Source organism: Bradyrhizobium sp. RDM12 (assembly GCF_051917485.1).
Lineage (GTDB): Bacteria > Pseudomonadota > Alphaproteobacteria > Rhizobiales > Xanthobacteraceae > Bradyrhizobium.
In genome coordinates this window covers 8,045,004-8,064,646 of sequence record NZ_CM133064.1, presented here as the reverse complement: position 1 = coordinate 8,064,646, position 19,643 = coordinate 8,045,004, and the positions used below count along the sequence as shown (strand labels likewise).

Sequence of the window (19,643 nt, the reverse complement as noted above, 5' to 3'; positions counted from 1 at the left end):
CGTTTCTCTTCACCTGCCTAACAATGGCCTGCGGAATGTCAGGCCGGGGGCCCGCGTGATCTTCCACCGCATAGGCCGGTAACGCACCTGCTTCTTGTCTGCATCTAGGAAGGATCGCCACATCAAGTTGTCCTTCAAAGCGTCGGAAGCGGCAAGATCAACTTTCAAGGACACCAGCTGCCCTGCTCTTTGCCCAAGGGCATAGGTGAAGCAGCGTACCCGTCGTCATAATAGCGCTGCCAGCGCTCTTGTGATCGCAATCTCTGTCAGCTTTCCCACACGAGTTGATAAAACTGACATTCGAGCAGGCATTAGCTAACTGCTTGAAGTGAACCACAAAAGTCATTTGTGGCAGGCATGGCACGCCAGTTGCTCTTGGCTTTTCAGAAACGACTCTGGGGATGCCAGCCGGAAGGATTCGGCTTGAGAAGAGAATTGGAAAAATGAGTACTTCAGCGCAACACCAGGTATCCTGCGGCGGCAGCAAGATCAGCGATTCCATGCAAGTCATGGCTAAGCACAAGGGCTGCGGTACGATCGGCGGGAGCGGTAAGGCGAGCTGCGGATCTCAGGCCGGCATTGGCCATCTGCCAAATGAGATCTGGGAAAAAGTGAAGAACCATCCCTGCTACAGCGAGGAGGCGCACCACCATTATGCCCGCATGCATGTCGCGGTCGCTCCCGCCTGCAATATCCAGTGCAATTACTGCAATCGTAAATACGATTGCGCCAACGAATCGCGCCCCGGCATTGTCAGCGAGAAGTTGACGCCGGAGCAGGCCGCCAAGAAGGTGCTGGCGGTCGCTTCCGCGATCCCTCAGATGAGCGTGGTCGGCGTTGCCGGCCCTGGCGACCCGCTGGCGAACCCGAACAAGACATTCAAGACATTCGAGCTCGTCAACAAGCTCGCGCCAGATATCAAGCTGTGCCTCTCGACGAACGGTCTTGCGCTAGCCGATCATGTCGACACGATTGCGAGACTCAAGGTCGATCACGTGACAATCACGATCAACATGATCGATCCCGAAATTGGTGCAAAGATCTATCCCTGGATCTTTTACCGCCACAAGCGCTACACCGGCATTGAAGCTGCAACCATCCTCAGCAGCCGGCAGCTCCAGGGCCTGGAGATGCTCACCGCGCGCGGCATCCTATGCAAAGTCAACTCGGTGATGATTCCCGGGATTAACGATCGCCATCTGGTTGAGGTTAACAAGGCTGTGAAGTCGCGCGGGGCCTTCCTGCATAACGTGATGCCGCTGATATCGTCGCCCGAGCACGGCACCGTGTTCGGTCTCAGCGGGCAACGCGGCCCGACCGCACAGGAAGTGACAGCGTTGCAGGATAGCTGCGAAAGCGAGATGAACATGATGCGTCATTGTCGCCAGTGCCGGGCCGACGCCGTCGGACTGCTCGGGGAGGACCGCGGCGCGGAGTTCACCATGGAAAAGATCATGGCGATGGACATCAACTACGACGAGCAGGCCCGAAAGGAGTATCAGGCCAAGGTCGAGAAGGCGCGCACTACAAAGCTTGCGGCCAAGCAGGAGGGGCTTGCGGGGCTCGGCAGCGCGTCCAGCGAAATCAAGGTGCTGGTGGCGGTTGCGACCAAGGGCTCGGGATTGATCAACCAGCACTTCGGTCATGCCAAGGAGTTCCAGATCTACGAGCTCTCGACTTCAGGCGCAAAATTCGTTGGCCATCGTCCTATCCATCCCTATTGCCAGGGCGGCCATGGCGAGGACAGCAAGCTCGAAATCGCCATCGACGCCATCAAAGACTGCCACGCCGTATTCGTGTCAAAGATCGGCGGCTGCCCGAAGGCCGAATTGATCAAGTCCGGCATCGAGCCCGTCGATCACTACGCCTGCGAGTTCATCGACGGCTCGGCGATCGCCTGGTTCAAGCTCTATCTCGCTAAAGTCAATGAGGGGAAGATCAAGCACGTTGAACGGGTTGATCGGGCGGCCCGCCATAATGCGCTGATTTCTGCCGCCTGAGGATAGATTTAGATAATGCCGTTCAAGATCATCGCTTCGCAATGCACGGGCTGTTCGGCGTGCGAAACGCAATGCCCGAATCTCGCTATTTCCGAGCGAGCCGGCGTTTTCCTGATCGATCCTGAGAAATGCACCGAGTGCGCCGCCTACTTTGATGAGCCGCAATGCGTGGCGGTTTGCCCGGTTGACAATACGTGCGTGCTCGACACGGCGCTGCCGCGCCATCAGGTGCCCGCTTGAGGGCCACGATGGAAGTCCCGACCGCACTAACGGCTCAGGAACTCGGGCAGATAATGCTCCGCCTCGACGAGGCGCCGGCCGCGGCTGTCGTCTTCTCAGACCGGGTGGACGGCTCGCGCTGGTTGCCGATTGTTTCGCCAGTTGCCAAGCCATATTCTGGGGACGCGAACGTCGGCTGCAACTCGTTAAGCTATTCCTGTCGGCCCGAAGACCGCCGTCTTGAGCGTCGGGGATCGATTTCGCCGATGGGCCCACGAAGAGCGGACCCGTCTTCCGCGACATCACCACCCACCTGCGGCCTTCATTGAACAGGCGACATGCATGCCCGAGGCCTTCTTCAGTTCGCCATCCGAGAGAAACGAGGGCGTCCTCACCGAGTCCTGTGTTGGTCGCGCGCTGAGGCGACCGAGCATCATCCCAGGGCGGCAGGGCTATCCTATCACCTCGATGACGGTGTCGAAAATCCACCTTGCTGCCGACTGGCGCGGTCCGCGCCACCAAACCCAAGTTCGGTCGCTACGAAGGCACCCTGGCGCGGGTCTTCCTGTTCTCGCTCAACGCTTGTTGCCTACTTGCAGATGCGCCTCGGGCAGCTCGAGCAATGACGGCGGCTATCGAGAGACTGCTTGGGCTCGGTCCGCAGACAAGGTTGGCGCCAAGGTGCTGTTGGGAGCGCTCGAGCGTATGGCTGGGAGCATGAGTGATGTCATCCACGATGCCCTCAGCTGCCGGACCAATCAGGTCGATTGTGCCGGCTGGGCGCGTCTCGCGCTGAAGCGCGCGGCTCGCGGCCGGCTCGAGCACGCCTCCGTCGATGACAGACGCGCGTGCCGCGTCGATGGCTTCTTCAACATCAACCATGGGCTCACGGATGGTTATCCCGAGCATCCCGATTTTAAGTTGCGGGCGTTGATGTTGCCGCACTGGGATCCCGACAGGCTCATGCAAACCGTCATCGCAAGCCGCGCCGCCGCGCGGGAATCGAGGAGGTTGATCGAGGATCATGATGAGGCGGTCCGTAAGGCCGGGTGCCCGCGAGGCGCGGTACAGTTAAACCATGGAACGGGGACGGCAGCATGAGCAACATCGCCGGTGATAGTGACATCGTCGAGCTGACGGATGCCCCCTTCTTTGATTATGGCGATAAGGTGCAGGCCAACCGCACCATCCGCAACGACGGCACCTATGTAGGCAAGGAGATCGGTGAGGTTCTGGTCAAGAAAGGCGAGCTTGGCTACGTCGTCTCGATCGGCACGTTCCTGCAACAATTTTATATCTATGGGGTAGAATTCCTCGATTCCGGCTATCGCGTCGGCATGAAATGCAAGGAGCTCGATCTAGTCACGCGAAGCCGCGGAGGCGAGGAGCCTTTCTTGCCAGGAGCGGCACCCTGATGATCGAACCAAGACTGCCAAAATACCGCTCGGGCCAACGTGTCAAGGCGGCAATCGATCTGCTCAACGACGGTTCCTTTCCCAACGCGTCGGCGGAGGAGTGTCTGGTCAGCGTCGGGCACATTGGTGAGATCGTTCAGGTCGGTCGCCATACGGAAGCGAACCTACCCATTTATATGGTCGACTTCGGCAAGCAGTTGGTGGTTGGCTGCCTCGAGGCAGAAATATCCGCAGTCTAGGACATCGCGCAATGAACGCCGCAATCATCAGACGGCAGCATTCCGGATTGCCTGCGCATCCCAACGAGCTCGACCGGTGGCGGATTGTGCGCGCGCTGACGAGGCGCGAGCGCTACCGATACGTCTCGCCAAAGGTGACAGGGGTTGCTGGTGGCTATCTGGTCGAGAGCCCGTGCTGCTCAGGCAATATCGATGCGAAGGGCGGCCTCGTCGACGTCGCGCTGCTGCACCACGATAGAACAGGGGCGGCATGGCAGCTGTTCCGCAAAGATCACGGCAAGGGCATCTGGGAGTGGCATTCGACGCATCAACGGCTTGGCTCGGCGACAGCGGTTCTGAACGCCGACCGTGAACGTTTGTTCTGGCAATAAGGATTGTGGAGATGGTGCTCGAAGGCGAACTGACGAACATCGAGCAAACGCTCGCCTCTATTGATACAGCCTCTGAGCCCTGCCCAATGCTCCGGCAGAAATTCCCACATCTCGCCTGGATTTGTTGCGAGGCCTCCGACATAACGCAGAGTCCGTTCAGCTGCGTTGGACAGTTCGACCTGCATCTGCTCGACAGTGGCGGTCACTGTGCACAGATCACGAATGATCCGCAGCGCGCCACCGGCATTGTGCTGGCCAAGCGCTCTACCAAGTCATGATCAAGCAATCGCCTGCCCGTGCCAAGCTCACACACGACGGCCAGGCCCACCGGGTTGTTTGCCATGCGGTCGTGCCCGGCCCGGGGAATATCACGATCAGGTCGCTCGCCCGTTCATCCGGTCCATGAGAAGGGGGCAGGCGACGGTCTCACAGAAGTGTTCGCTGAGGGCGGAATTGCCTGGGTATCTCGTCGTGGCTTATTAAATCAAGGATACTGCGGCAGACCAATGAGGATGAGCGAGCCATGCTTGATCAGCTGACGAGGAGTAACGCTCAGCCATCGCAAGATTTGCCTTTATGAGTACTCGCCTTAAGTCCGCAGGACTTCAGAAAATAGGAGAAGACGTTTGTTCTTCGCGCGGTAACGCCGTGCACTCGCCGTGGAGGCCCGTTGATGATGCGCACGCAAGTGAGGCGGTGCGAGCGTCCCGGCCGATCCAGCGGTATTCCATCAATATTGCCGCCTGGAAATATCATTCTACGAGATGTCTTGGTGAGCTGAGGTCGGAGCATTCAAGCAAGAAGCGCTTTTCGACTTGCCTTTCGAAGACGCATCGAGCGTCCCTTCTCTATGGCTTGCTTAGTCATGCAGATAAAAATGCAGGGAAGACAAATTCGCGTGTAGTTCCAGTTCTTATCTCGAAGAGAAAAATCCGCTTGAATAGTTGTCGATGACCATTGATATGGTAATGGGAAGCAGTTGCGTCTTCGCCATAAACAAGGCGCTACAGGCAAATGTGCAAAGCGAAATCGGAGAACATCACGTGGCAAAAACCGCCAAACGGAAAGAGTACAGTAAGGATGACGTCAAGCTGCTCAAAGTGCACTCAAAGGCCCGCACTCCTGTAGCTAGGGTTTCAAAGCTGATGAAGCGATCCGAGGGGTCTCTACGACAGAAAGCACGTACCTTGGGGATTGGCTTGGGTCACCAGCGCTGAGATGTGATTCAATTTTCGGAAATTGACAGGCGTGATCGAGCCGGCCAGGCGGACTACGACCGCCGGGCCAGCTGATCGTTTCAGGTCCCTGTGTCCGAGGGTCAGCTCGCGCAATGAGCGAGCTGACCGGTCTGCCGATGGACTGGCCCACTTGGCTTAGACCTCATCGATTGTCATGGTTTCAATCAGCGACTGATAAGGGCGCATCTGTGAATATAGATCTACCACCCGGAAATGCGGTCCGCGAGCGTGCCGGCGGTCTGGGAGGAGAACCGCGCGCGCTTCTTCGGCAGGCCGGCGCGGCCCGTGCCGCAACAGGCCGCGCCGGCCACACCGTCGACGACGAACGCTGTGGAAGGAGATAACGATGAGCAACGTCGGCGTCATCGACACCTTCCTCAAAACCTTCACCACCTACACGAATGAGGCTTCGGCCTGATCAAAGGCGAGGTCACGTCTCTCGCGTCGACGCTGATCGTCATCGACATCACCTTGGCCGGCCTGTTCTGGGCGTAGGGCGCCGACGAAGGCATCCTCCAGCGGTTGGTGAAGAAGACGCTCTACATCGGATTCTTCGCCTTCACCAACTTCAACACTCTCTCGGGCGTCACCTTCGATAGCTTCGCCGGCCGTGGCCTGAAGGCCGGCGGCTCCTCCCTCTCGACAGCCGATTTCCTGCGGGCCGGCCGGCTCGCGCAGGTCGGTCTCGACGCGGCGCACCTACTGCTGGACGCCGCAAGCCAGATGATTGGCTTCGCCAGCTTCTTTGCGAACTTCATCCAGGTTGCCGTGCTGATGCTGTCCTGGCTCCTGGTCCTGATCGCCTTCTTCATTCTGGCGGTGCAGCTGTTCGTCACGCTGATCGAGTTCAAGCTGACAGCGCTCGCCGGCTTCATCCTCATTCCCTTCGCCCTCTTCAACAAGACTGCCTTCCTCGCCGAGAAGGTGCTGGGCAATGTCGTCGCCTCCGGCGTGAAGGTGATGGTGCCCGCTGTCATCGTCGGCATCGGCACCGGACTGCTCTCGCAGTTCACCACCACCTATGGTGGCGGCCAGCCGATGATCGAGCAAGCGCTTTCTGTCGTGCTCGTCGCACTCGCCATGCTCGGCCCCGGCGCCCGGCATCGCCACCGGTCTGTTCTCCGGCGCGCCGCAGCTTGGCGCGGGCGCTGCTGTCGGAACTAGCCTCGCCGTCGCCGGCACGGCGATAGCGAGCGGCGCTTCGCTCGCTCTCGCCGGAAGGGAGCGATGGCAGCGGCCACGGTGCGGCGGCCGCCACGCGTGGTGGTGCGGCGATGGCCCGGGTGGCCAAGCTCGTCCAGTGTTTTGATCTCCATAAGCGGTCCTGTCCGCTAGTCAAAGACACAAACTGTGCGTGTGGCGCAGCCGAGCCTCCCCGTTAGATGGTCAGGCGTCCTTCGAATGCAGGAGCTGCTCCTTCAACTGCACGATCGACATGTTGCCTCAGGCAATTTTAAGCGTGTCGCCGCCGATCTCGCGGTTGCAAGGGCAGAGCTCATCAGTCTGAATCGCATCCAGAACGCGTAGCGTGTCCTTTGGGCTCCGGCCGACATTGAGGCTTGTCGCATAGACGTGCTGGATGGTGTTCTCAGGATCGACGATGAAGGTGTAGCGATGCGCGATGCCATCACGCGAGCGCACTCCAAGGCCATCGACCAGTGCGCCCTTGGTGTCGGCAAACTGCCAGATCGTTAGACGGTGCAGGTCCTTGTGCTCACGCCGCCAGGCGAGCTTGCAGAACTCGTTATCGGTCGAGCCACCAAGCACGACTGCATCGCGATCGGCGAAATCCTTGGACAGGCGGGAAAACTCAGCGATTTCGGTTGGGCAGACGAATGTGAAATCCTTCGGGTAAAAGAAGATAACTTTCCATTTGCCGGGGAAACTCCTCTCAGTCAGGGTCTCGAAGGCGCTCTGCCCATCCTCCTCTTGCAGGTGAAAGCCGGGCTTTACGCCTGTGATGTCGAACGGCGGCAGCTTACTTCCAATTCCAAGCATATTGTCCTCTCAATATCGCATCACGCGGAAACAGCGTTTCGCGACCAGCAAAGCAAGCGATATGCCACCCCGATCCGACGGGAAGTACCCGACATGCCGGTCGTGAAACATTCGCCTTTGATGATGGCGGTGTCCTCGAACCCGATCTGCACCGTGTGGTCCCCTCAATCGTCTCGGGCTTAAGGCCCGGCATTCCCCGTTCCGCGCTCTTTCGCCCGGCGCTCGTAGTGGAATCCACGCGCCGGGGGTTTGTCCGGTTTCTGTCAAAGCCCTTGCCGCTGTCGGGTCCGCCACGGCATCCGGTCTTGGACGCCGCACTATTAGTCCAGCATGCTCAGACGCTTAATGCGCGTGCGAACGAAATGGCACGCCAGTTGCTAAATGGATGCAGCAACAACGAGTGAGGGCTGAGGGCACGCCGACGCCGATGGCGAGCGATGGCCTCCTTCCCGAAACCCGTGTGCCCACGATTCTGAGAGAGAAACAGCTTCGCGCATTCGGCGCGAAAAAATTGGCAATCGGTTGATGGAGAGCAACATGTCTTCGCTGAGACAAATCGCGTTTTATGGCAAGGGTGGCATCGGTAAATCGACAACGTCGCAAAATACGTTGGCGGCCCTTGCTGAGCTGGGCCAAAGGATTCTGATCGTCGGCTGTGATCCCAAAGCGGATCTGACTCGCCTCATCCTGCACGCCAAAGCGCAGGACACCATTCTGAGCCTCGCGGCGAATGCCGGCAGCGTCGAGGACCTCGAAATCGAGGACGTCATCAAGCTCGGCTACAAGGACATTCGATGCGTCGAGTCCGGCGGTCCGGAGCCGGGGGTCGGTTGCGCCGGAAGAGGCGTGATTACTTCGATCAACTTTCTCGAGGAGAATGGCGCCTACGAGGACATCGACTACGTCTCTTACGACGTGCTCGGCGACGTCGTCTGCGGCGGATTCGCGATGCCTATCCGCGAGAATAAGGCGCAGGAAATCTACATCGTGATGTCCGGCGAGATGATGGCGATGTATGCCGCTAACAACATCTCCAAGGGTATTCTGAAGTATGCGAATTCCGGCGGCGTGCGCCTCGGCGGCCTGATCTGCAACGAGCGGCAGACCGACAAGGAGCTGGAGCTTGCGGATGCTCTTGCCAAGAAGCTCGGCAGCCGCCTGATCTACTTCGTGCCGCGCGACAATGTCGTGCAGCACGCGGAGCTGCGCCGCATGACTGTGCTGGAATACGCGCCAGAGTCCAAGCAGGCGGATCACTATCGCAATCTCGCGACCAAGATCCACAATAATGCTGGACAAGGCGCTATCCCGACGCCAATCAGCATGGACGAGCTCGAGGATATGCTCATGGAGCACGGCATCATCAAGCCTGTCGACGAGAGCCTGGTCGGCAAGACCGCCGCCGAGCTCGCCGCTGTTTCGGCATAGTTCATGTTGTCGGCCTTCTCGACCGGGGAAGGCCGACATCATCCACTCAGAAGCTGGGGGACCTTCATTATTGGTACACAAAGAAAATCGGCCGATACGATGTCACCTCCTGTATCGGCGGCTCACGTCGCCGAGCAGCGCGATGCGAGTGAGCTCTACGGCCTTCTGACCGGGCGCCATCCAACAGATGTCGACATCAGCGACAATGACGATTTCGATCGCCATGTACTCGCTTGCATTCTTGCCACATCCGCTATGGATGGCGGCCAACTTCCCGAACGGGCTGGCTTGACCAACCAGGAGCTCAATGTGCTCTTGGTGCAATACTTTCCATCCACCCCGATCAGGAGCTGTACCTGGCGCGAACAGTCCGCGTTACCGGCTCCTGACGAGACGATTATGGTGCGCGACCTCCTGCTTGCGCAACGCTCCACCCATGGCGAGGTCGGCGGCTGGTTGGCGACGATGATCGCGCGGCGCGCCATGGAGCCTAATCACTTGTGGGAAGATCTCGGTCTGCGGAAGCGGGACGAATTGTCCCGCCTCCTGACGCGCCATTTCGCGCCGCTAGCGGCTCGCAACACCAAGAACATGCGCTGGAAGCGCTTCTTCTATCGCATGCTATGCGAAGATGATGGCCTGGTGATGTGTACCGCGCCGGTCTGTACGGAATGCAATGATTTTGATCTTTGCTTCGGCGAGGAGAGCGGCGAGAGCCGGATGGCCGGACGTCGGCGGGATCATCTGCGTCGTCTCGATGACTCCGTCCAAGCGATCCCAAGTTCGCAAGACTGAGCTCATCATGGATTGCCCCTCCTCGGCGCGATTCCCGGTATATCGGACGAGCTTTCGGCCAGCTGTCACAAGAGGAGACTGAGGGTACGAAAAGACACTGGGATAAACGATTGCGCGCAGCCGGCCTAAGGCCGATGCGGCTGCGCCTGATGATTGCGGGTTGATGTTTGGCGGAGGCGACCGTCACATTCACCGGCCGAGATATTCTATCATGACGTGGTTGGACCGAACCCGACGGCTCAAAACTCTTCTTCGACGCGCATCCCAGAATGCGGCCGCCTTCCCCGAAGTGCTGCAGCTTGAGGTGAGGCCCGAACCGTTGCCCGGCTAGGAAGCTTCCAAGCTCGGCACCCTGCCTTCAACTCAGTCGCAAGCGCACCGAACCTCGCGCTCCGCCGTTTCCACCCTGTCGGATTTGCGACACACTCGAGTCATCTAAAATTCGACGTCATTCAGAGGCTCTTGGGAATTCGAACGGGTTGGCACGGCAGTTGCTGAAGAGTTTCCGGAATAAACATACGGAGCCGCTGATGGCGTTAGCTGCCGCGATCACCGGGCTCGACAAAGATCGGTCGAGGTCCATAGTCCTTAATGACGCTACGTTGCGCAACGGCGAACAGGCGCCCGGCGTGGCGTTCACGATAACGGAAAAGGTATCGATCGCGCGTGCTCTGGCGGCGGCCGGGGTCACGGAGATCGAGGCCGGCACACCGGCGACGGGTCACGAAGAGATGACCGCGATCCCAGCGGTCGCCGAAGCGGGCCTTGCGGCCACGACTATTGGCTGGTGCCGGATGAAACCCGCGGACGTCGATGCGGCGATCGAGGCCGGCGTTTCGATGGTCAACCTATCGATTCCATCGTCTGACGTGCAGATTGCGGCGAAACTCGTTGGCGGCCGTTTAGCCGCGCTGGAGCGGGTGAAGCGCGTCGTGAGCTACGCTCGCGACAAGCGACTGGATGTCGCGGTGGGTGGCGAAGACTGCTCGCGTGTTCGAGCACAAGGGCCCGGTTGCCCAGGAAACGGTGGTGGCGATCTGGCGCGACATTCACGAGAGCTCGCTGGTCAACGGCGGGTGATCGGTTGGTCAGCCATGCGCGTCGCGTGATCGGGTTGGAACGTTCAAGCCTGGATGGTTTCCGGGCGCGGATCTAGATGGAGGTTGACAATGACGACGGACGGGATCCTTGCGCAATTGAACAAGGCGTCGGCGGCAGAGGAGTTTTTTGCACTGCTCGGCGTCGAGTACGATGCGAAAATCATTGACGTGGCGCGGCTTCACATCCTGCGTCGCATGGGTCAATATCTCGCGGATGAGGAGCTTGCCGGTGCATCCGATCCTGACATCGCCTCGCGTTGCAAGGCCACGCTTGAGCGCGCCTATGCCGACTTCGTCACGTCCTCCCCAATCGAACAGCGCGTGTTCAAGGTCCTGAAGGATGCGGCCACACCACAACCGAACAAGCATCCAGCATTGGTCCAGCTCGGTTCCTTGGAGTGAATTGAGTTTATATCTCGTGCTCTGGACCGTGAAGGTTCGGAGAACCTGCCAGCCACCCAGGGTATCGAATTCAAGCGAAAGTTGAAGTTACCGCCCCGCGGATCCGCAGCTTCAACACTCGGCTCGTTAAGGGCCAATCACGGCTCAGCCCTGGTATTTCCATCCTTTCAAGCTGTTGCTCATGGTGCATCTATCTCCTGCGACGGTACGCCGGCAGCGGGGGAGCGCACATTTGGCGAGGAAAGCGCATCATGATTCGGATGACTGTCTTCTGTCGCATTCCGGACATCGGTCAGCGCGGTTATCGAATGTTCCGATCCTCGCGAGAGGCTGCCAATCCGATTTCCTTCAGTAAGAGTCTGTATTGGCGGTCAATTTTCATCACCCGCGCAATTGGTACGACAATTGCTGACATATGCTCAGCTAGTCTGGAGAAGCGCATGCACCTCTTGGTCCGTATCGATTTCGTTGGTGACGCCGCGCAGCTTCGCGCGCGCTGCCTGTCGGCACCATGATGCGTGGCGACGCCAAAGCGATGGTCGCATATTTCGGCCTGGCTGAGCTGAAAGCTGCGCTTGATCCGCGCCAAAGGTTCGTCGACGAAATCACCTCCGTTGTCCGATCCATGGCCGAGGTTTCGCGGGGGCAGCCCTTGCTCTCCAGCGCCGACCATGCGGCGCCCTTGACGGGCGGCTTGACCGCCGGTGCTCGTGCCCTCGCCAAGAGTTGCGGGCTTGTCGCTGCAATAGGCAAGCCCTCGAGGGCATTCGGAGCGGGGGAGCGCGCTTTCACCGGCAAGCACGCGGCCGAGCCGAGGCTGTGGCAGGTCCTCGATCTGTTCCAGCTCGGTCGCATCTCGAAGACGAGGGGGATCAATCGATCGGCTCGCGTGACCCGCGTGGTTGGGTGCCTTACCAGTGCTCGTTGCCAAATGGTGGCCCCAGAATGCCGAACCATGAAAGAACCCGAAACGCGTGCTTTCGGGCTCGTCGACACATTGAGCAATGTCTGTCTCGGCCCCGCGTTGCTGCCAAGCGGTGCTGACAGAATGGCGGCGGGCACGCGGCCGAACTTTTAACTGAAGCTATCTTCAAGCGCGAATTCAAAGCTGGAGGCGGAGCACGCCCGCTGGCGAGCCGCTACTGAACACGAATGGGAGTACAGATGATGAGCACCGCACCCAAAAGCGCAGCTCCGGCCGCGGGTGGTGGTCGCGCGGCGACCAAGAGGAGCTGCCCGAACGATTTAAGGCGTATAGGCACGTCTGGGTCTTCATCGAGCAGGAACGCGGGGTTGTGCACCCCGTCTCCTGGGAGCTGATGGGTGCCGGCCGCCGGCTCGCCGATAAGCTCAACGTTGACCTCGCCGCGGTTGTCATCGGCCCGGTCGGGGAGACAACGCAGCAGGCGGTCGCCGAATCCTTCTGCTACGGCGCCGACCTCGCCTATATCGTGGCGGACAATCTCTTGGCCGATTATCGCAACGAGTCCTATACCAAGGCGCTCTCCGAGCTGGTCAACACTTACAAGCCGGAAATCCTACTCCTAGGGGCGACCACACTCGGCCGCGATCTCGCCGGCTCAGTGGCCACCACACTGCTCACCGGCCTAACTGCCGACTGCACCGAGCTCGATGTGGACGCCGACGGCTCGCTTGCAGCGACCCGGCCGACGTTTGGCGGCTCACTGTTGTGCACGATCTACACGCTCAACTATCGTCCACAGATGGCAACCGTCCGCCCGCGCGTGATGCCGATGCCCGAGCGCGTGACGGGCGCCGTCTGGCGCGTCATCTCGCATCCGCTCGGGCTTGCAGAAGAAGATATCGTCACAAAGGTCCTGTCGTTCCTGCCGGACCGCGATTCTACAAAGTCGAACCTTGCCTATGCCGACGTGGTCGTCGCTGGAGGGCTCGGTCTGGGATCGCCTGAGAACTTCCAACTGGTACAGCAGCTCGCAGACGTGCTTGGCGCCGAATATGGCTGCTCGCGGCCGCTGGTCCAGAAGGGCTGGGTCACCTCGGACCGACAAATCGGCCAGACCGGAAAAACCATTCGGCCGAAGCTCTATATCGCGGCCGGTATTTCCGGGGCGATCCAGCATCGCGTCGGCGTGGAGGGGGGCGACCTCATCGTTGCCATCAACACCGACAAGAACGCCCCGATCTTCGACTTCGCCCATATTGGTATCGTCACCGACGCCATTCGACTGTTGCCGGCATTGACCTCTGCATTCCGCGCGCAGCTGTCGCCGCACTCGCACGACCGCATCGCCGGCTAGGGAGCTTGTTATGATCGAAGAAAGATTCGACGCGATCGTCGTCGGTGCTGGCATGGGCGGGAATGCGGCGGCGCTTACCATGGCCGAGCGTGGCCTGAAAGTGCTGCAGCTGGAGCGCGGCGAGTATTCGGGGTCGAAGAACGTGCAAGGCGCCATCCTTTATGCCGATATGCTGGAGAAGCTGATCCCTGATTTCCGAGAAGATGCACCACTTGAGCGGCATCTAGTCGAGCAACGCTTCTGGATCGTGGACGAGCGTTCGCACACGGGGCTTCACTATCGCTCCGATGATTTCAACGAGGAGAAGCCGAACCGCTACACCATCATCCGCGCCCAATTCGATAAATGGTTCTCGCACAAGGTCCGCGAGGCCGGCGCAACGGTGCTGTGCGAGACCACGGTGATCGATCTCCTCCAGGACTCCCATGGGAGAGTCGTCGGCGTGCGCACAGACCGCAATGGGGGTGAGATCCATGCAGACGTCGTCGTGCTGGCCGAGGGGGTGAACGGAGTGCTCGGGACGCGTGCGGGCCTAAGAGGGCGCCCGAAACCGGATAAGGTCGCACTCGCGGTCAAGGAGATGCATTTCCTGTCGCGCGAGACAATCGATGCTCGCTTCAATCTCAAAGGCGACGAGGGGCTCGCCATCGAAGCCGCCGGAACTATCTCCCGCGGCATGACCGGTATGGGCTTCATCTATTCCAACAAGGAATGCATCTCCCTCGGTATTGGCTGTCTTGTTGCCGACTTCCAGCGTACCGGCGAGACGCCTTACGGCCTGCTCGAGGGTTTCAAGCGTCACCCCTCCGTCGCGCCGCTGATCGAGGGTTCGGAAGTCAAGGAATACTCCGCGCACTTGATCCCCGAAGGTGGGTACAAGGCGATCCCGCAGCTTTGTGGTGAGGGCTGGGTCGTCGTCGGAGACGCGGCCCAGCTCAACAACGCCATCCATCGCGAGGGGTCCAATCTGGCGATGACGTCGGGCCGTATCGCGGCGGAAGCGATCTGTCTCATCAAATCGCGAAAAGATCCGATGACGGCCAAAAACCTTTCACTTTACAAGAAAATGCTGAATGATTCCTTCGTGATCAAGGACCTGAAGAAGTACAAGGATATGCCGGCTCTGATGCATACCCACTCGCAGAACTTCTTTCTCACGTATCCACAGCTCTTCTCGAAGGCGATGCAGGATTACGTGCGCGTCGACGGCACACCAAAGCTCGAGAAAGAGAAGCTGACGCTGAACTCGTTCATCAAGGCGCGGTCGTGGAGTGGACTATTCAGCGATGCCCTCCGCATTGCCCGGGCCTGGCGCTGATCACTAAGCAAAGACAACGACGAATGACGGAGCCAGAAACAATGCCGAGCGAGCCATCCCAACGTGTCGAGGACAAACTATTCTACAACCGTTATCTTGTTGATTCCGGCCGCGCCCATATCAAGGTGCGGCCGCACACTACGCCATCGTCGCGGCTCTTGTCGATGCTGAAGGCTTGTCCGGCACGGTGCTACGAGCTCAACGATAAAGGTCATGTTGAAGTTACAGTCGACGGGTGCATCGAGTGCGGCACCTGCAGGGTGATCTGCGAAGAAAGTGGTGATATCGAGTGGAGCTACCCGCGCGGCGGTTACGGTGTGCTATTCAAGTTTGGTTGAAAGTTCAGGGGACGGCTGACCTTGGTAGGATGCGGCGGGGCGCGGCGACGCCGTCAACGCCATCCTCGCCGACGCCGGCTACAACTTGGCCGCCTCATGCGCTGGCTTAGGCTCTTGGCGCGTCTGTTCCTGACATCACTCTCCCCGGCCTTCTGACGAACTCAGCGTGAAATCACCCTTCTTCACGGACGACGAGGCAGAGCGCGGTAAGCGCAATCTTGATGCCGACCGGCTATATTCGAACGCACTTTGCAATCTACTGCTCAGCTCGCGTTGAATGATGAGTTCGAGGCCCGGTCGACCGATCTCGCCAAAGACGAGTGGCTCCGCAACTATACCGGACCCAATTCTTGAAAATGGACCTTGGCCTGCGGAATGCAGCGCGAGATCTCCCGACGAGTGTCTGCGATCCAAGTGGCTGTGTGAACACTGAGTTCGAGACGAGACATGGTGCCGAAAGCGGTGCCACGGACCTGAAGCGGCGCTTTCCAGTGATCCAGGCCAAGATCTCGCAGCCGCCAAGCACGAGCAGATCACGAAATTAGCGCCTTCTGCCTTCGGGACCGCCGGTTCCGCGTTCGTCAGCCGGGCTGCGCGCATGCAGCACACAATTTTGCACTTTCATTCGACCGAATCGGCAGGATATATCGTCGGGCGGAGAGCATGACGATGGTTCGAGTACAAAAGAGCGAAGCAGCCGCCAACGCGCGGCGAGCACAGGCACGCCGTGAGAGTTCGGTCGACGACATCCAGGCCCGCATAGCCGAACTGAGAAGCTTGCCGCGCGAGAAGCTCGCGGATGCAGTGTTCATGCTCTCGATCAATGCAAGACGGCAGGGCGAGTTGATACGACAAGCGATCGAGAAGCGCGCCGAGGTCGCGTTGGACTTTGATCCGCCGCCGAAAGCTGATTTGGCGGCCTATCTTGCGAGTGATGTGGTCTCGACCTTACGCCACCACGTTGCTGACCTTCCGACCTTGCTGGACGTCTTGGTTCAGCGAGCGCCTGACATTCGCTTCACCGTCCATCGGGAGGAGGCCGTTTCGCTGCTCGCCGCTATAGTTCTCGTACAGCGGCTCGAAGGGGTCCTTGAAGGCCTCCGGCTCGCCGGGCTGCTGAACGAACCAGCGAAGGACCGCCATGCCGGGATCCGTTCGGAAGCGGATTTGAGGGGAGCTGCCGGCGGCACGTGAGTGTCCAGAGCGCTTTGAGGGAAAGTCCCTGTAGATGGAACGTCCAATCGGAACCGGGGACATCAGGAAATCTCGGCGCCTGCTTGCGAGGTGAAAACCGCGTCGAAATTGGCTGCCGCAGTCCTTTTCATCCGTTTGGCGTTTATCGTCGACTCAGAGCCGCTATTGCAGGCACGCCCGGTCGCAGTCCCAAGCTCGGCGACTTCCCCGTTGGTGAGGACGAGATCCGCTCTTCTGAGGTTCAGCTTCAGTTGCAGCACGCTCCTTGCGCTGAAAATGGTGCGGTTCATGGAACTGTTCACTAATTCCCAAGAAAGGAAATCACGGCAGGAGAGGTCGACCGAGCCGAGGCGATGCCCCAAACGGCGAAAGGCGGTCGCCCAACTCATCGAGGCGCTTTGGTTGAAATCGGCCGTCCTTGTTCCGGTAGCTGCGGGTGCGCGCTGGTGAACGGCGGGAGAGGCCCGGCAAAGTATTCTGCGATCCAATGGAGAACAGCAGACAAGCTCAGTGCCGGTCCCCTGCACAGTGGGCAAAAGAGTCTTCTTTCCTGGTCGAGATAAACGCTCCGCGCGTGTATGCCATGCACGCCATATCCTTGCTCGACACCCAGGAAATGCGCCGGAAGTCGCCTCGTTTATTTGCTGGGTTCGTGAGCCGCATTGGGATTTACTCGCGTGCACGAACCCGGCGAAGACAAGGCCGAAGTCCGCGGCTGAGTGCGTCCGAACGGCGCATCTTCCGCCAATGCCGGTCTGATCGGTTAGTCAGCCTGCTCAAAGCCCACGAAGGCGCCTCGCGTGCTGCGGGTAGCCGCACTTCAGTGAGCTCCTGTAATAATCTGAAAGCATCCGATCGCAACTTCCATCACGATCAGCACGGCTATAACCCACTCCAGACGCAGCGAGCGCCGGGTGTCGATGATGTCCGTCAGTGCGTTGGCTGTTCCTGAGATGGCCGACAGCTTGCGCTCGAGCATCTCAAGACGCTCCTTCAATTCGTACTCGTCTTTCAGACGCGAATAGAGCCGGTCGAGCTCCGGCTTGTCCCAGAGTGCGTCGGGCTTTTCGGCAATGGCGACGCGGCCCGCGACGCGCTGCTGGACCAGGAGCGCATTGCCGATCAGTTGGAGAATGCCCTTGCGGCCCCGCGGCGTCCGGCCGCGCTCGGCTAGTTCACGTGCAAAGGGTTCGATCACGTCGAACACCGCGGCGACACGGCGCTCATCTCGCTCCAGCGCCGTGCTCTTGGCCAGCGTATCGGCGATCAGCAGCAGCCGGTCGTCGGTAAACTCGCTGAGACAAATCCGACCGCTCGGCAGGATGACCTCCGCGCCCTGGTCGTTGCAGAGCTGCACCTGCGCGCTCTCCTCCTCATAGGAGCTGAGTTCACCGATGACCCGCGACCTCAAGCTATCGATCAGAGCGGTTTCCTCCGAGGGCGACAACCCGATGAGCACCACAACGCCATAGCGGAAGATCACGACAAGGCCTGCATGTATGCGGCAAGCGACCGGCGTCGAGGACACCAGCGTTCCGATTTCGAGAGCCGACGCGTTGATACGGTCGCCCAGCATGACTGCGCGAATGCGCAGCATCGAGGCGGCCGCCGTTTGTCCGGACGCGGCAGGCTTACCGGGCGTACGTTGATCCATGCTCACTTTAGCATCCGGTTTGCCGCCACTGCGACGCGATAGGCGTTCCCCCGGGACTGTCAAACACGTCCAAAACTTCGTGGCAGATGGTGCAGCGGAATTTGCCGAGCGCGTCGCTGAGAGATGATGCTGCGATCCAGCAAATGCCGGCTCCACAGTTTGAACGGATCGTCGCCATTTCCATGTTCGTGCGTGCTTGGCCGCAAGATCCATCGGACGACCCAGCAAGCCCTTGGAGACAATGAGAGGTTTTCCGATTCGATGAGCCCGCCAAGCATTTGGCCGCGCTCGAGGCGCCGTCCTCGAACAAAGTCGAGCAAGATTGATGCCGAACCGGTGCCTTCGCGCCAGCGGCCTGAGGATTTCCGCTTCAATTGGCGAGGGAGAATGATTGTACGAAACGGCACAGGTTGAGCAAACACAGCGGCGCCACGTGTGTTCAATTTCATCCAGAGCATGTCAGCTACAGAACACGTCGAATGTTGCGCGCCGCGGAACTTTTCAAGGCGAAATCAGAGCCTTAACGGCGGTGGCGGCGCTGGCATAGCTGTTGCTATCGAAATGTCGAAGGCCGAGCGAAGGCTGAGTGCACGCCCAATCGGATTGACGAAGACAGGACGTTGACCGGTTGACCGACGCTGGGGAAGGTGAAGTGCCGTTTCCAACCTCGGCCAAAAGACGGCCCGACAAATTCTTGAACCAAGGCCGTGAGTATAACGGCAGCAAGGACCTAAGACCATGCATATCGAACCGGGAATAGTAACAGGCGCCAAGCTCGTGTTGAGCTACGCGACAGGCCTTGCGACGGGCTGCTTCGCCGCCAAGCTTGTGGTCGAAACTATGCGCGAGCAGGGCGCCCTGTCATTTGCTGTGCGAGCCATGGCCGCTTCGGGGCTTGTGTTCACGTTTTTCGAGATCCTGCCGCACTTCGCCGTTGGAGTCTCCGAGGTGCACTTCATCCTCGGCTCGACGCTGTTCCTGTTGTTCGGCGCGGCACCGGCTGCCTCTGGGCTTGCGGTCGGCCTCTTGCTGCAAGGTGTCCTGTTTGTTCCGACCGACCTGCCGCAGTATGGTATGAATGTCACGACGCTTCTAGTGCCGCTGTTTGTGATCCAGGCGCTCGCCAAGCGGCTCATTCCATCCAACACCGCCTATCCCGATCTGCAGTACAGTAAGGCTCTTGCGCTCTCGACTGCATATCAGTCTGGTATCGTTGTCTGGGTCGCGTTTTGGGCCTTCTATGGCGCGGGCTTCGGCGCTGCCAACCTCTATAACATCGCGTGGTTCGCAGTTTCCTATGCACTTGTGGCCTTGGTCCAAGTGGAGGCTGATCTGGCTGTACCTGGCGCTCGCGAAACAAATTGGGCGGCGTGGTTGCGGGCGGGGTTCTCGCCAACCGCCTGTAGAGGAGGTGTTGCCGCTGATAACAACGATGGCCGTCGGGTCGCCCCTTTTGCTCAAGCGATGCATACGCTTTCCCTGATAGCAACCGGCTGCAGCGATCCGGGGCGGCTCGCGCTCGCTGCTATCCGCATATCTCGCCGACTTGCGGCCGGCCGTCTGCGCCCGCCCGCTCGCCAATGAGCGGACGCGCACTACCGAGTTCGACCTGCTGGTGCGTGATGCGGTCAAGGCGAACTGCCGCAACTACGTGG

At 59.6% G+C, this 19,643-nt stretch carries 19 protein-coding genes and 3 pseudogenes; 19 read left to right on the top strand and 3 right to left on the bottom strand.

Annotation, left to right across the window (positions count from 1 at the left end):
* Positions 1-443 precede the first annotated feature (443 nt).
* The 9 genes and pseudogenes from nifB to trbL all read left to right on the top strand — a co-directional run.
* Positions 444-2,000 carry a nitrogenase cofactor biosynthesis protein NifB gene (gene nifB, locus ACTGJ9_RS39005; RefSeq protein ID WP_456675330.1) on the top strand — a complete coding sequence of 519 codons (1,557 nt, stop codon included), beginning with the start codon at positions 444-446 and terminating at the stop codon, positions 1,998-2,000.
* A 15-nt stretch (positions 2,001-2,015) separates the two neighbouring features.
* The gene (locus ACTGJ9_RS39000; RefSeq protein ID WP_456675329.1) at positions 2,016-2,240 is read left to right on the top strand and encodes a 4Fe-4S binding protein; all 225 of its coding nucleotides are present in this window, start codon (positions 2,016-2,018) and stop codon (positions 2,238-2,240) included.
* A gap of 696 nt (positions 2,241-2,936) precedes the next feature.
* Positions 2,937-3,320: a 4Fe4S-binding leucine-rich repeat protein gene (locus ACTGJ9_RS38995; protein ID WP_456675328.1), complete on the top strand. Its 384-nt coding sequence runs from the start codon at positions 2,937-2,939 to the stop codon at positions 3,318-3,320.
* Positions 3,317-3,634 (top strand): nitrogen fixation protein NifZ, encoded by a 318-nt coding sequence (locus ACTGJ9_RS38990; protein ID WP_456675327.1) that lies wholly within the window; start codon positions 3,317-3,319, stop codon positions 3,632-3,634. The genes ACTGJ9_RS38995 and ACTGJ9_RS38990 overlap by 4 nt, the downstream gene beginning before the upstream one ends.
* A complete protein-coding gene (locus ACTGJ9_RS38985) occupies positions 3,634-3,873 on the top strand; it encodes a nitrogen fixation protein NifZ (RefSeq protein WP_456675326.1) in 240 nt (79 codons plus the stop codon). The genes ACTGJ9_RS38990 and ACTGJ9_RS38985 overlap by 1 nt, the downstream gene beginning before the upstream one ends.
* Before the next feature lie 11 nt (positions 3,874-3,884).
* The gene (locus tag ACTGJ9_RS38980) at positions 3,885-4,244 is read left to right on the top strand and encodes a DUF3024 domain-containing protein (RefSeq protein WP_456675325.1); all 360 of its coding nucleotides are present in this window, start codon (positions 3,885-3,887) and stop codon (positions 4,242-4,244) included.
* An 11-nt stretch (positions 4,245-4,255) separates the two neighbouring features.
* Positions 4,256-4,522: a DUF6129 family protein gene (locus tag ACTGJ9_RS38975; RefSeq protein WP_456675324.1), complete on the top strand. Its 267-nt coding sequence runs from the start codon at positions 4,256-4,258 to the stop codon at positions 4,520-4,522.
* Between the two features lie 672 nt (positions 4,523-5,194).
* Positions 5,195-5,461 (top strand): hypothetical protein, encoded by a 267-nt coding sequence (locus tag ACTGJ9_RS38970; RefSeq protein ID WP_456678783.1) that lies wholly within the window; start codon positions 5,195-5,197, stop codon positions 5,459-5,461.
* A 367-nt stretch (positions 5,462-5,828) separates the two neighbouring features.
* Positions 5,829-6,762: pseudogene (gene trbL / locus ACTGJ9_RS38965) on the top strand (P-type conjugative transfer protein TrbL); the annotation flags it as partial.
* Positions 6,763-6,925: 163 nt separating this feature from the next.
* On the opposite strand, the gene ACTGJ9_RS38960 reads toward trbL, so the two are convergent.
* Positions 6,926-7,480, bottom strand: coding sequence for a peroxiredoxin (locus ACTGJ9_RS38960; RefSeq protein ID WP_456675323.1), 555 nt, complete (start codon positions 7,478-7,480; stop codon positions 6,926-6,928).
* Between the two features lie 537 nt (positions 7,481-8,017).
* Here ACTGJ9_RS38960 and nifH point away from each other — a divergent pair.
* The 9 genes and pseudogenes from nifH (at position 8,018) to ACTGJ9_RS38915 (ending at position 16,334) form a co-directional block, all read left to right on the top strand.
* Positions 8,018-8,908 carry a nitrogenase iron protein gene (nifH, locus tag ACTGJ9_RS38955; RefSeq protein ID WP_456675322.1) on the top strand — a complete coding sequence of 297 codons (891 nt, stop codon included), beginning with the start codon at positions 8,018-8,020 and terminating at the stop codon, positions 8,906-8,908.
* Between the two features lie 99 nt (positions 8,909-9,007).
* The gene (locus tag ACTGJ9_RS38950) at positions 9,008-9,703 is read left to right on the top strand and encodes a nitrogen fixation protein NifQ (protein ID WP_456678764.1); all 696 of its coding nucleotides are present in this window, start codon (positions 9,008-9,010) and stop codon (positions 9,701-9,703) included.
* 530 nt (positions 9,704-10,233) lie between these two features.
* Positions 10,234-10,695 (top strand): annotated as a pseudogene (locus tag ACTGJ9_RS38945) (beta/alpha barrel domain-containing protein); the annotation flags it as partial.
* A 177-nt stretch (positions 10,696-10,872) separates the two neighbouring features.
* Complete coding sequence (gene nifW, locus ACTGJ9_RS38940; protein WP_456675321.1) at positions 10,873-11,205, top strand: nitrogenase stabilizing/protective protein NifW; 333 nt, start codon at positions 10,873-10,875, stop codon at positions 11,203-11,205.
* Between the two features lie 511 nt (positions 11,206-11,716).
* Positions 11,717-12,283 carry a hypothetical protein gene (locus ACTGJ9_RS38935; protein WP_456675320.1) on the top strand — a complete coding sequence of 189 codons (567 nt, stop codon included), beginning with the start codon at positions 11,717-11,719 and terminating at the stop codon, positions 12,281-12,283.
* An 86-nt stretch (positions 12,284-12,369) separates the two neighbouring features.
* Positions 12,370-13,484 (top strand): annotated as a pseudogene (locus ACTGJ9_RS38930) (electron transfer flavoprotein subunit alpha/FixB family protein).
* 10 nt (positions 13,485-13,494) lie between these two features.
* Positions 13,495-14,802, top strand: a complete 1,308-nt coding sequence (locus tag ACTGJ9_RS38925; RefSeq protein WP_456675319.1) for an FAD-binding protein — start codon at positions 13,495-13,497, stop codon at positions 14,800-14,802.
* A 41-nt stretch (positions 14,803-14,843) separates the two neighbouring features.
* Positions 14,844-15,140 (top strand): ferredoxin family protein, encoded by a 297-nt coding sequence (locus ACTGJ9_RS38920; protein WP_085383486.1) that lies wholly within the window; start codon positions 14,844-14,846, stop codon positions 15,138-15,140.
* A gap of 777 nt (positions 15,141-15,917) precedes the next feature.
* A complete protein-coding gene (locus ACTGJ9_RS38915) occupies positions 15,918-16,334 on the top strand; it encodes a hypothetical protein (RefSeq protein ID WP_456675318.1) in 417 nt (138 codons plus the stop codon).
* Between the two features lie 62 nt (positions 16,335-16,396).
* Here the strand turns inward: ACTGJ9_RS38915 and ACTGJ9_RS38910 are convergent, their stop codons facing one another.
* Both ACTGJ9_RS38910 and ACTGJ9_RS38905 read right to left on the bottom strand, forming a co-directional pair.
* On the bottom strand, positions 16,397-16,723 hold the full coding sequence (locus ACTGJ9_RS38910) for a hypothetical protein (RefSeq protein WP_456675317.1): 327 nt from the start codon (positions 16,721-16,723) through the stop codon (positions 16,397-16,399).
* A gap of 431 nt (positions 16,724-17,154) precedes the next feature.
* Entirely contained in the window at positions 17,155-17,988 is an 834-nt protein-coding gene (locus tag ACTGJ9_RS38905; protein WP_456678763.1) for an RMD1 family protein, read from the bottom strand.
* A gap of 738 nt (positions 17,989-18,726) precedes the next feature.
* On the opposite strand from ACTGJ9_RS38905, the gene ACTGJ9_RS38900 reads away from it, so the two are divergent.
* Positions 18,727-19,572, top strand: a complete 846-nt coding sequence (locus tag ACTGJ9_RS38900) for an energy-coupling factor ABC transporter permease (protein ID WP_456675316.1) — start codon at positions 18,727-18,729, stop codon at positions 19,570-19,572.
* The last annotated feature ends 71 nt before the right edge of the window (positions 19,573-19,643 follow it).

Bases quoted from the DNA above. Each gene is read 5' to 3' on its own strand.
- nifB (WP_456675330.1), top strand. From the start codon at position 444: ATGAGTACTTCAGCGCAACACCAGGTATCCTGCGGCGGCAGCAAGATC.
- ACTGJ9_RS39000 (WP_456675329.1), top strand. From the start codon at position 2,016: ATGCCGTTCAAGATCATCGCTTCGCAATGCACGGGCTGTTCGGCGTGC.
- ACTGJ9_RS38995 (WP_456675328.1), top strand. From the start codon at position 2,937: ATGAGTGATGTCATCCACGATGCCCTCAGCTGCCGGACCAATCAGGTC.
- ACTGJ9_RS38990 (WP_456675327.1), top strand. From the start codon at position 3,317: ATGAGCAACATCGCCGGTGATAGTGACATCGTCGAGCTGACGGATGCC.
- ACTGJ9_RS38985 (WP_456675326.1), top strand. From the start codon at position 3,634: ATGATCGAACCAAGACTGCCAAAATACCGCTCGGGCCAACGTGTCAAG.
- ACTGJ9_RS38980 (WP_456675325.1), top strand. From the start codon at position 3,885: ATGAACGCCGCAATCATCAGACGGCAGCATTCCGGATTGCCTGCGCAT.
- ACTGJ9_RS38975 (WP_456675324.1), top strand. From the start codon at position 4,256: ATGGTGCTCGAAGGCGAACTGACGAACATCGAGCAAACGCTCGCCTCT.
- ACTGJ9_RS38970 (WP_456678783.1), top strand. From the start codon at position 5,195: ATGACCATTGATATGGTAATGGGAAGCAGTTGCGTCTTCGCCATAAAC.
- ACTGJ9_RS38960 (WP_456675323.1), bottom strand. From the start codon at position 7,480: ATGCTTGGAATTGGAAGTAAGCTGCCGCCGTTCGACATCACAGGCGTA.
- nifH (WP_456675322.1), top strand. From the start codon at position 8,018: ATGTCTTCGCTGAGACAAATCGCGTTTTATGGCAAGGGTGGCATCGGT.
- ACTGJ9_RS38950 (WP_456678764.1), top strand. From the start codon at position 9,008: ATGTCACCTCCTGTATCGGCGGCTCACGTCGCCGAGCAGCGCGATGCG.
- nifW (WP_456675321.1), top strand. From the start codon at position 10,873: ATGACGACGGACGGGATCCTTGCGCAATTGAACAAGGCGTCGGCGGCA.
- ACTGJ9_RS38935 (WP_456675320.1), top strand. From the start codon at position 11,717: ATGATGCGTGGCGACGCCAAAGCGATGGTCGCATATTTCGGCCTGGCT.
- ACTGJ9_RS38925 (WP_456675319.1), top strand. From the start codon at position 13,495: ATGATCGAAGAAAGATTCGACGCGATCGTCGTCGGTGCTGGCATGGGC.
- ACTGJ9_RS38920 (WP_085383486.1), top strand. From the start codon at position 14,844: ATGCCGAGCGAGCCATCCCAACGTGTCGAGGACAAACTATTCTACAAC.
- ACTGJ9_RS38910 (WP_456675317.1), bottom strand. From the start codon at position 16,723: ATGAGTTGGGCGACCGCCTTTCGCCGTTTGGGGCATCGCCTCGGCTCG.
- ACTGJ9_RS38905 (WP_456678763.1), bottom strand. From the start codon at position 17,988: ATGGATCAACGTACGCCCGGTAAGCCTGCCGCGTCCGGACAAACGGCG.
- ACTGJ9_RS38900 (WP_456675316.1), top strand. From the start codon at position 18,727: ATGCATATCGAACCGGGAATAGTAACAGGCGCCAAGCTCGTGTTGAGC.